This is a genomic window from Mycobacterium sp. (assembly GCF_035314665.1).
GTDB lineage: Bacteria > Actinomycetota > Actinomycetes > Mycobacteriales > Mycobacteriaceae > Mycobacterium.
The window spans coordinates 1-10068 of record NZ_DATFZD010000308.1; the positions used below are offsets into that span (position 1 = coordinate 1).

The 10068-nt window shown below is 64.8% G+C and carries 9 protein-coding genes and 1 riboswitch; of the genes, 3 read left to right on the top strand and 6 right to left on the bottom strand.

All coding sequences use genetic code 11. The features are described from left to right. From tatC to pafA, 5 genes are all read right to left on the bottom strand, one after another. The coding region (tatC, locus tag VKI00_RS21535; RefSeq protein WP_324441025.1) for a twin-arginine translocase subunit TatC at positions 1 to 693 on the bottom strand (693 nt) is incomplete at its 3' end. 39 nt (positions 694 to 732) lie between these two features. Continuing rightward, entirely contained in the window at positions 733 to 975 is a 243-nt protein-coding gene (tatA, locus tag VKI00_RS21540; RefSeq protein WP_324441027.1) for a Sec-independent protein translocase subunit TatA, read from the bottom strand. 50 nt (positions 976 to 1025) lie between these two features. Continuing rightward, positions 1026 to 1997: a YafY family protein gene (locus tag VKI00_RS21545; protein WP_324441029.1), complete on the bottom strand. Its 972-nt coding sequence runs from the start codon at positions 1995 to 1997 to the stop codon at positions 1026 to 1028. Next, complete coding sequence (locus tag VKI00_RS21550; RefSeq protein ID WP_324441031.1) at positions 1994 to 2986, bottom strand: YafY family protein; 993 nt, start codon at positions 2984 to 2986, stop codon at positions 1994 to 1996. Before VKI00_RS21550 ends, VKI00_RS21545 begins: the two co-directional genes overlap by 4 nt. A gap of 61 nt (positions 2987 to 3047) precedes the next feature. After that, positions 3048 to 4406 carry a Pup--protein ligase gene (gene pafA / locus VKI00_RS21555; protein WP_324441033.1) on the bottom strand — a complete coding sequence of 453 codons (1359 nt, stop codon included), beginning with the start codon at positions 4404 to 4406 and terminating at the stop codon, positions 3048 to 3050. A gap of 145 nt (positions 4407 to 4551) precedes the next feature. Here pafA and VKI00_RS21560 point away from each other — a divergent pair, with 145 nt between their 5' ends. The 3 genes from VKI00_RS21560 (at position 4552) to VKI00_RS21570 (ending at position 8109) form a co-directional block, all read left to right on the top strand. Beyond that, positions 4552 to 5472, top strand: a complete 921-nt coding sequence (locus VKI00_RS21560; RefSeq protein WP_324441035.1) for a phosphodiesterase — start codon at positions 4552 to 4554, stop codon at positions 5470 to 5472. 440 nt (positions 5473 to 5912) lie between these two features. Then, entirely contained in the window at positions 5913 to 7148 is a 1236-nt protein-coding gene (locus tag VKI00_RS21565; protein ID WP_324441037.1) for a cation:proton antiporter, read from the top strand. Positions 7149 to 7323: 175 nt separating this feature from the next. Continuing rightward, positions 7324 to 8109 carry a DUF4436 domain-containing protein gene (locus tag VKI00_RS21570; RefSeq protein ID WP_414687258.1) on the top strand — a complete coding sequence of 262 codons (786 nt, stop codon included), beginning with the start codon at positions 7324 to 7326 and terminating at the stop codon, positions 8107 to 8109. A gap of 45 nt (positions 8110 to 8154) precedes the next feature. On the opposite strand, the gene VKI00_RS21575 is transcribed toward VKI00_RS21570, so the two are convergent. After that, entirely contained in the window at positions 8155 to 9663 is a 1509-nt protein-coding gene (locus tag VKI00_RS21575) for a stealth family protein (RefSeq protein WP_324441041.1), read from the bottom strand. 77 nt (positions 9664 to 9740) lie between these two features. Continuing rightward, positions 9741 to 9917: riboswitch (M-box (ykoK) riboswitch) on the bottom strand. Positions 9918 to 10068: the final 151 nt, after the last annotated feature.

Here is a 10068-nt window from a genome sequence, read left to right on the forward strand (position 1 = left end):
GAAGATCAAACCCCGCCGCCAGGCCTTGAGCCGCTGATACGTCAGCAGACCGGCCATGTTGAGCATCACGATCAGCAAGGGGAATTCGAAGCTGACCCCGAAAACCACCAGCAGATTGATCAGGAAGCCGAAATACCGGTCCCCGGACAGCGCGGTCACCTGCACGTCGCTGCCCACGGTCAACAAGAAGCCCAGCGCTTTGGACAGCACCACGTAGGCCAGCGCGGCACCGCCGATGAACAGCACCGCCGCGGGGATCACGAACGCCACCGCGAAGCGGCGTTCTTTCTTATAAAGCCCCGGCGTGATGAATGCCCAGAGTTGGTAGAACCACATCGGGCAAGCCAGGACGACACCCGCGGTCAGCCCGACCTTCAGGCGCAGCATGAATTGGTCGAACGGCGCGGTCGCCAGCAGCCGGCACTGGCCGTCGGCGCTGATCTGCGCCCGCGCCGACGGCGGCAGCGAGCAATACGGATGTCGAAGCCATTCGCCCAGGCTTTCCATCCCGAACATCGGGTGCGAATACCAGATGAACCCGAATGCGGTGGTGACCGCGATCGTCGCCAGCGAGATCAACAGCCGAGCGCGCAGTTCGGTGAGATGGTCGACGAGCGACATGGTCCCGTCGGGATTGGTGCGGCTACGACGAAATCGCGGATCTAGCCGCCTGATTAGACCGGTGGTGCGCACAGTGAATAGGCGCTCGGGCGCCGCGGCGGCGATGCCAGGCTAGGCCGAGCGTCCGTCAGCCGCCGGCGGCTCGACCCGCTCGGACTGCACCGGTTGGGCTGCCGCGGGCGGCGCCACCGTCGTGTCTGACTTGCCTTCGTTCTGCAGTTCGCGAACCTCAGACTTGAAAATCCGCAACGACTTGCCCAGCGAGCGCGAGAAGTCAGGGAGCCTCTTGGCACCGAACAGAACGATCACCAGGACCGCAATAATCGCCAGGTGACCCGGGGTGAGAGCGTTCACCTTTAATTACCTCCAGACGTCCCCACGATGCTACCGCAGCGGCCGTGCAACTAGCCGGACCGCGCCGCAGCCCGGTAGGACTGCAGAGCTGCCGCGGCGGCATCGCGCACCCGATTAGCCAGCGACTCCGGCCCCAGAACCCGAACCGTCGAGCCCAGGCCCAGCACTTGGCGGGCCATCCACTCCTCCGAGGCGTAGGTCATCGCCGCCTCGCAGTAACCGTCGGGCAGCTCGTGGAGCAGCCGCATCGGGTAGTACTCGAACATCCACGAGGCCGCCGGCGCCAGCCGCAGCGTCGCCGACGGCAGCGATGGGTCGGCGTCGAACAACGAAGTGTCCGGCGGCGCCGCAAGCACGGGTTCCGGCGGCGCGGACCGCTCGTCGAGCACGGTGGCGTCGACGATGCGGTCGAACCGGAACAGCCGCACCCCTTCGGCCTCCCGCGACCACGCCTCCAGGTAGCTGTGGTCGCCGACCAGCACGATGCGGATGGGGTCGACGATCCGGGTGGACAACGTGTCGTGCGAGGCCGCGTAGTAGTCGATGGTCAGCGCCCGGTTGTCACGGACTGCAGCGCGCACTGCGGCCGCCGCCTGGCTCTCGACCGGTGCCGGCTCGTCCACCGCCGCGACGTCAGATCCGTGTCCGGCGGCGCCGGCCGCTGCTTCGATTTTGGCGATCGCGCTGCGCGCTGCCTCCGGATCGACGACACCCGGAATGTCCGCCAGCGCCCGCAGCGCCACCAGCAGGCCGGTGGCCTCCGGCGAGCTGAGCTGCAGCGGCGTGTCCATGCCCGCCGAGAACGTCACCTCAATGGTGTCGCCCTCGAACGCGAAGTCGATCAGGTCGCCGGGGCCGTAGCCGGGTAGGCCGCACAGCCACAGCTGATCGAGGTCCTCGCCCAGCTGTTTGACGGAAACACCGAGGTCGGCCGCGGCCTGCGCGCGGGTGACCCGGGGGTTGGCCTGGAAATACGGGACCATGTTGAGCAGCCGCACCAGGCGGGTGGACACGGGTGTCACTCCTCCACCTCCCCCGCCTGGGCCCGCAACCGGCTCAGCACCTCGTCGCGGAGCGTAGACGGTTCCAGCACGACGGCGTCGGCACCGTAGCCGGTGATGTCGCGCGCCAGTCGGTCAGTGGTTCCAATGTCGAGTTCGATGACGTCGCCGTCGCGGCCGCCCAATTGCCGCGACCCCAGCGGCGTCCCGGCGCGCCGCAGCGCGGTGGCCCGCCCGTCGGCCAGCCACACCTGCGCTCGCACACCCGTCGGCGCGTCGGCCACCGCCTCGGCCACGATCTTGCGCAGGTCGACGTGCTCGGGCCGGGTAAAGGCAGCGACCGGGCCGATCGGCGTCACCTCGCCGCCGATCCTGGAGAGCCGAAACGTGCGGGTGGCGCCACGGTCGCGGTCGTGCCCGACCAGATACCAGCGACCTCTCTCGGTCACCACGCCCCACGGCTCGACCGTGCGCACGGTGTACGGCTCGGCGCGTGACGGCCGGTGCGGAAATTGCACGGCCTGGGCGGAGTCGATGGCCGACAGCAGCGCTCCCAGAACGTCTTCCGAACCACGCAGTCCCAGGGTTCCGGCCGGTGACGCAATGGCGACCGGCGCGTCCGGGTCGACGTCCACGCCGGCGGCCCGCAGCTTGAGCAGCGCACCCTGGGTGGCGGTGATCAGCTCCGGCGACTCCCACAGCTGGGTCGCGACGGCCACGGCGGCCGCCTCGTCGGCGGTCAGCTCGACGGCGGGCAGCGCGTACGCCTCGCGGTTGATTCGGTAACCCTCGACCGGATCGAACGACGACACCTTGCCGGTCTCCAGCGGGATGCCCAGATCGCGCAGTTCGTTCTTGTCCCGCTCGAACATTCGCGAGAACGCCTCGTCGCTGGCGGTGTCCGAATAACCCGCCACGCTGGACCGGATTTTCTCGGCGGTGATGTAGCCGCGGGTGGAAAGCAGCGCGATGACCAGGTTGAGCAGTCGTTCGACTTTGGAGATCGCCATCGCTATCAGGTTAGGGCAACAGGTGGCGCGAGGCCGCCAAGGGATCACAGCAGCCGGCGGGCTACATGCTCGCGATCAGTCTCTTGACTCGCTCGTCGACCGATCGAAATGGGTCCTTGCACAGCACGGTGCGCTGGGCCTGATCGTTGAGTTTGAGGTGCACCCAGTCGACGGTGAAATCACGACCGGCGGCCTGGGCGGCGCTGATGAATTCACCGCGCAGCCGCGCGCGGGTGGTCTGCGGCGGCTGGTCGACGGCGTCCTCGATTTCTTCGTCGGTGGTGATCCGCGACGCCAGGCCCTTGCGCTGCAGCAGATCAAAGACGCCGCGGCCGCGCTTGATGTCGTGGTAGGCCAGATCCAACTGGGCGATCTTCGGGTCGGACAGCTCCATGTTGTAGCGGTCCTGGTAGCGCTGGAACAGCTTGCGCTTGATCACCCAGTCGATTTCGGTGTCGACCTTGGCGAAGTCCTGGCTTTCCACGGCGTCGAGCTGACGACCCCACAAATCGACGACCTGCTCGATCTGCGCATTGGGTTCGCGGGTCTGCAGGTGCTCGACCGCGCGCGCGTAATACTCACGCTGGATGTCCAGAGCGCTGGCCTGGCGGCCGCCGGCCAGCCGCACCGGCCGCCGGCCGGTGACGTCGTGGCTGACCTCCCGGATGGCCCGGATCGGGTTGTCCAACGAGAAGTCGCGAAACGCCACCCCGGCTTCGATCATTTCCAGCACCAGCGCGGCGGTGCCCACCTTGAGCATCGTGGTGGTCTCGCACATGTTGGAGTCGCCGACGATGACGTGCAGACGCCGATACTTCTCGGCGTCTGCGTGCGGCTCGTCGCGGGTGTTGATGATCGGGCGGCTACGGGTGGTGGCCGACGACACGCCTTCCCAGATGTGCTCGGCGCGCTGCGAGAGGCAGAACGTGGCGGCCTTCGGGGTCTGCAGCACCTTGCCTGCGCCGCAAATGAGCTGGCGGGTGACCAGGAACGGCAGCAGCACATCGGAGATGCGGGAGAACTCGCCGGCGCGCACGATCAGGTAGTTCTCGTGGCAGCCATACGAATTGCCAGCCGAGTCGGTGTTGTTCTTGAACAGGTAGATGTCGCCGCCAATGCCCTCGTCGGCAAGGCGCTGCTCGGCGTCGACGAGCAGGTCTTCGAGCACCCGCTCACCGGCGCGGTCGTGCGTGACCAGCTGCACCAGGCTGTCGCATTCGGCGGTCGCGTATTCCGGGTGGCTGCCGACGTCGAGGTACAGCCGTGCGCCGTTGCGGAGGAAAACGTTGGAGCTGCGGCCCCAGGAGACCACCCGGCGAAACAGGTAGCGGGCCACCTCGTCCGGCGACAAGCGCCGATGACCGTGGAACGTGCAGGTGACACCGAATTCGGTCTCGATGCCCATAATCCGCCGCTGCACAATTCGAGCGTACTGGTTGGATGCGCAACTGGTGCGGAACCCCCCGCCGAGAGTGGCGTGGTCGGCGGGTGCGTCCGATTACTCGGGTAGAATCAGCGCTGCTCCTTACCGCGAGCACAATCGTCAGAAAGGCCTCTCCAGTCCTGTGGACAGAGCCAGGGTCGCGGAGCACCCGCGGCCGGACCACGTCATCGCACACATCAGCGACACGCATCTGATAGCCGGCGACGGCGACCTCTACGGCGACGTCGACGCGGAGGGCCGATTATCCGAGCTGCTTGAGCGGCTCGAGGGTTCTCAAACTCGCCCCGATGCATTGATCTTTACCGGCGACCTCGCCGACAAAGGGCAGCCCGACGCCTACCGCAGGCTGCGCGACCTGGTCGAGCCGTTGGCCGATCGCCTTGGCGCGCAGCTCATCTGGGTGATGGGCAACCACGACAACCGAGCGGCGCTGCGCGAACACCTGTTGCGCGAGGCGCCGACGATGGCGCCGATGGACCGCGTTCATGAGATTGCCGGTTTGCGCGTGATCGTCCTGGACACCTCCGTTCCCGGCCACCACCACGGGGAAATCGCTCCAGAGCAATTGCAATGGCTCGCAGCACAACTGGCTGAACCCGCACCTTTCGGCACCATCCTCGCGATGCACCATCCGCCGATTCCCAGCGTGCAGGACCTGGCCGTCACCGTCGAACTGCGCGACCAAACCCCACTTGCCCGGGTCCTGCGCGGCACCGACGTACGCAGCATCCTCGCCGGACACCTGCACTACTCCACGACGGCGACCTTCGCGGGAATCCCGGTCTCGGTGGCCTCGGCCAGTTGCTACACCCAAGACCTGCTGACGGCAGGTACCCGGGGCCGCGACGGCGCGCAGGCGTTCAACCTGGTGCATTGCTACCCGGAAACGTTGGTGCACACCGTGATTCCGCTGGCCGCCTGTCCCACGGTTGGGCGGTTCGTGTCGCCGGAGATCGTGCAACAGGAGCTCGCAGCCGCCGGGGTAAGCATCCTGCCGGCCGGCCGGATACCGCATATCGTACAGCCGCTCGCGCGCACCTAGCGGGCGATCACTCGCCAGATCACCCGCCTGCCAAAAGGATTCGACCCAGACTGGCCGGACGGATTCTAGGTGACTCGCACCGCGATTGCCGCCACGAATGGCCGTCAAGAAGGCGTTATGATTTCGCCCGCCGTGCGTCAAGAAAACATAGTGGAATGCGTTGGCCGTCAAGAAGGCGTTACGGTTTCTCCCGCCATCCGTTAAGAACACATCATGGAATGTGTTGGCGGTCGAGATCACGTTGCGCAGCGTCGCACCACTCGCTATATAGGAATGCGACGAATCCACCTACGCGGCTGGCGATCTCGAGAAACCCGGATCGCTTAGTTGCGTGATGAATAGCGCACACAAAGATATCTGTGAATTGGATCTCATATAGGGACACAACGACGTCTCCCGCTTGTGATCTCTTCAGTTGCTAGGGGAGAATTGATGCCAACGTGCTGCAAGCACTGATCATGCTGGCCGTAGTCTTGATCGGCTCGGTCTTTGTCGGAAACCTGTTCCGTAGGATTAAGCAGCCCGCGGTCGTCGGAGTAATCGCTTTCGGCCTTTTGCTCGGCACAATTCTGGCCCTTCTTCCTCATTCCATGAAGGCTGTGCTACTTTCGGCGACCTCGAAATCTCTCATCGAGGACGTGGGCCAAGCGGGCCTCTTGTTACTGTTGTTCTTGGTCGGAATTGAGCTGCGTTCTTACAGCAAAACAAGCGAGAAGTCGCCGTTCTGGCAACTGGTGCCTTGCGTGGTGATTCCCGTTGTTATCTGTGCGGCCGCGACTTTCCCCTTCGCGCACCGGCTCGTTGGCCCGGACCACAACCCGCTGCATGTGTGGTTATTCGTCGGTGTTGCGCTGAGCGTGACCGCCGTTCCCGTTCTGGCGCTGATCATGAAAGGTCTTCAGGTCCCGGCGCCCATCCCGGGGGTCGCGCTGCGAATTGCCGTTTCGACTGATGCGGCGGCATGGGCAATGGTGACCGTGTTGATCCTGCTGACCACAGACTTGAGCTCGGTCTCCGCGGCTGCCCTCTGCATGGGCGCCGTGTTGCTGTTAACGGTGATGTTCGTGCTGCCACGAATCGTCGAGCGGTTATTCCAGCACTCCCAGCAGGGAGCTCCGTTTGTCGTGGCGATCTTCGCATACGTGCTGGTCGGTGCGGCAGCAACGCAGGTATTCGGCCTCCACCCAGCCCTTGGCGCCGTGGTTGCCGGTCTATGCTTCCCGGCCGGGCTGGCCAGCGAGGCATCGGAGCGGGCCTTAGCCACGGTCGCTGACATACTCATTCCTGCATTTTTCGTTTCGAGCGCGCTGTCTGTGCCACTGCAGACCCTGGCGGATCTGTTTCGAGGGAGCGGGCTGGCGTGCCTGCTGACCCTGACCATCGCCGCTTTCGGTTCGAAGCTCGCCGTCGGTCTCGTGGCCGCCAGGATGCAACGCTGGCCACTTACCACCTCGGCCCAACTTGGCGTCCTGCTGAACTGCCGCGGCGTCACCGAACTGGCCGTTGCGTCGATAGGTCTCCAAGCCCACTTGATCGGCCCCTATGCGTTTGCGATGTTGTGCGCGCTTGCCATCGTGACCACCGCGGTGACGGCTCCGCTGTATCGCGCGATCAACAAGCGCGCGACGCGCGAGCGTGTCCAGGTCTCTCGTGAGGAAGTCGAGCTGGCCGCATGACAACCATGTTGCGGCACGCGCGCGACCCTTCGTTTGAAAAGAGGTTTTCTTGAGCACCTTGGACGAGCGGGTGCAGATCGGGTTGGACGAGCCCCTGCCGTCACGGGCTCCCGGCCACCGATTGTGGCCGCGCATCAGACTCGGCGTCATCGCGCTTTTGGTCGTTGCCTGCGCAATGATCACGACCATCGTGCTATACGTCGATGGCGCTGCCTCCCAACGTATTCCAGCTCATGGGGCGCCCACCAGCGACGGTACAACGGTGACGCTGGATCTGGTCAGCATCAAAAGCGACTACAGCGAGCTCGTTGGCGACATCGTCATCAGGCCCGGGCCTGGGTTGGTGGATCCGGCGACCGACGCTCTCAAACAAGACCTCACCGTGGCCGTCACATCCGTGACGACACCGGTGCGGCGCACATATTCCAAGGGAATGTTGCCCGGTGTTTTCCCTGTTCCGCTGACCCTGGCGCGCGATGTCGAACGCTGGCCGTTCGACAGTTACTACACCGGGCCGATCACGGTCACCCTGTTTACCGGCCCGGCGCAAACGCCGGAACGCGCCAACGTGACATTCGTCGATCGGCTGGCCGGCTGGAAAGTCCACGTGGCTCGCGTGAATCGAGCGAATGTGTTGGCACCCTGCGAAATCCAGTTGCAGCGATCAGCGAGCACGATGGTATTCGCGCTCACCATCCTCTGCATTTTCGTCGCGATCGCGGCGGTTGGCTTGTTTGTTGCGATTCAGACGACTCGTGACCCAACGAGGTTTCAGTCGCCGATGACAACCTGGTACGCAGCGATGCTGTTTGCGGTGGTGCCGCTGCGAAACGCGCTTCCAGGTTCGCCGGCGTTCGGAAGCTGGATCGATCTGACGATCGTTTTGTGGGTACTGGTCGCGTTGGTGGTCTCGATGTTGCTCTACATCGCCGCCTGGTGGCGGGCGACATCGAAGAAGTAGTACCAGCGGACGGGGGGCCCGATGCACCCCCGCCCGCCGGAGCTTTCACTCGTCGCCGGCTGCTCGCTCCCACGGCGCGGGCACCGGAAAGTACTTCGCCAGGAACTCGCCGACGACATCGGCTCGCTCCCGCGGGCTCACCTCGGGGAAGCTGCCGTCGTTGAGGCAGAAGAAGTCAAACTTGCGCTTCTTCAGCAACAGCGGCAGTTTCGCCAGCCCGCACCGCAACGTGGTGTCGACGTAGAGCACCTTCGCCGACTCATGCTGCACCGCACGCCCGGTCATCAACGCGTAATAGTGGTACAGCGAGTTGGTCACCGAGATGTCCGTGCTCGCCCGGAAGCGGCTGGCCTGAGTGCGCGCGAAGTCGGCCGCAAACTCGCGCTCCAGCTCGCCCAGCACGCTCTTGCGCAGCGGCGCAGCGGTGTGCTCGAGGTGACGGGTGATGATCTTCCCGAACCTCTCCCACAGCAGCTGCCGGTTGACGCGCGCAGCGTTCTCGAATCCGCTGCGCTCGGCGTGGTTGGGCCCCAACCCGATCCGCGTGCCGGCCTCGACGAACTTCGTCACCCCACCCGGTGAGAAGAACGTCGTCGGGGACAGCGCCCGGCCGAAGAACATATCGTCGTTGGAGTACAGGAAATGCTCTGCGAGACCAGGGATGTGGTGCAGCTGGGTCTCCACTGCGTGGCTGTTGTACACCGGCAGCGCCGAGAGATCGGTGAAGTGATCCTCGGCACGCACGATGGTGACTTTCGGGTGGGGCGCCAGCCACTCGGGGACGGGCGAGTCCGTCACGATGAAGATCCGCCGCACCCACGGCGCAAACGCGTGCACCGAACGCAAGGCATACTTCAGTTCGTCGATCTGACGGATCCGCGCGTCGGCGTCGTCGCCTTCGCCCACAATGTGATTCGCCATCGCGGCTGCACGGCGTGCCCGAAACTCCGGGTCGTTGCCGTCCACCCAGGAGAACACCATGTCGATGTCGAACGTGACGTCGGCAGCGTGCGGGGAGAACATCCCGGCGATCGTCGGCCACATGCGACCGTGCAATTCCACCTGGGTGTACACAATCTCACTCAGCGGCAACGCCTTCCGAGTAAGCGAGTTCTCGATCGGACAGATCGCCTGCTTCCCGTCGAATACCCAGAACTGCAGTTCCACCCCGGCGGAAGCGCCGTAACGCAAGCCGGAACGCGGGCATTCGCGCCGCCGAAACACCCGCAGCAGCCTCGGGTCCGGGTCGGAGGACAGCAGACCATCGCCCAGATACACCGAGGTGCGGCCAGTCCCGTCGAGGATCTTGGCGCGCAGCGGCGCTTCCAGGCACGCGGACATCAGCGCTTCGGCGACTCGTGCACGCAGGCCGATATCAACGACGAGCGCCGGACGCCCGTCGGCGCCGCGGATGAGCAGGAACGGAATTCCCGCCGTCTCCAATTCCGCGCGGATGAACAAAAGGTCTTGCGCCATCGCCTCATAAGGAGTCAGGCGCAGCCCATCGGTTGAGCTGGCCGGCCCGAAGCGGGCGACGTCGAGCATGCTGGTCATGGGAACACCTGCCTTCCACATTCACGTTGGGTCAAGACGTGCACAAAGAGGGACCCGGCGGACCGGTGGAGTGGCGACGATGCCCTCACACGTTGAGCTTTGGCACTGAACGACGTATCCCCGCGCACACCTGGGAAAGCCACTTGGGACCACCCCTTAATCCGGGGAGATCTGTCCTGATCTTGGGCGTCTCTCGACGTCGTCAGATCAGTGGCCTGTGTTCGATTCAGAAGCCTCGCCTAACGAGGTGCTTACGCAGGATAGCCCCGAATCCGGCTTCCGGCAACGCGGGTGTTAACAAACCGCTAACAGCGCCAAAGGAAGTGTTGTCGTTGCACTTTGGCTCGCGTCGCCGGTATCAGGACTCGGCGGGGCTGGGCGCCTCGCCGAATCGGCTCAGCGCCA

Bases quoted from the DNA above. Each gene is read 5' to 3' on its own strand.
- VKI00_RS21550 (WP_324441031.1), bottom strand. From the start codon at position 2,986: ATGGCGATCTCCAAAGTCGAACGACTGCTCAACCTGGTCATCGCGCTG.
- VKI00_RS21570 (WP_414687258.1), top strand. From the start codon at position 7,324: ATGATCACGACCATCGTGCTATACGTCGATGGCGCTGCCTCCCAACGT.
- VKI00_RS21575 (WP_324441041.1), bottom strand. From the start codon at position 9,663: ATGACCAGCATGCTCGACGTCGCCCGCTTCGGGCCGGCCAGCTCAACC.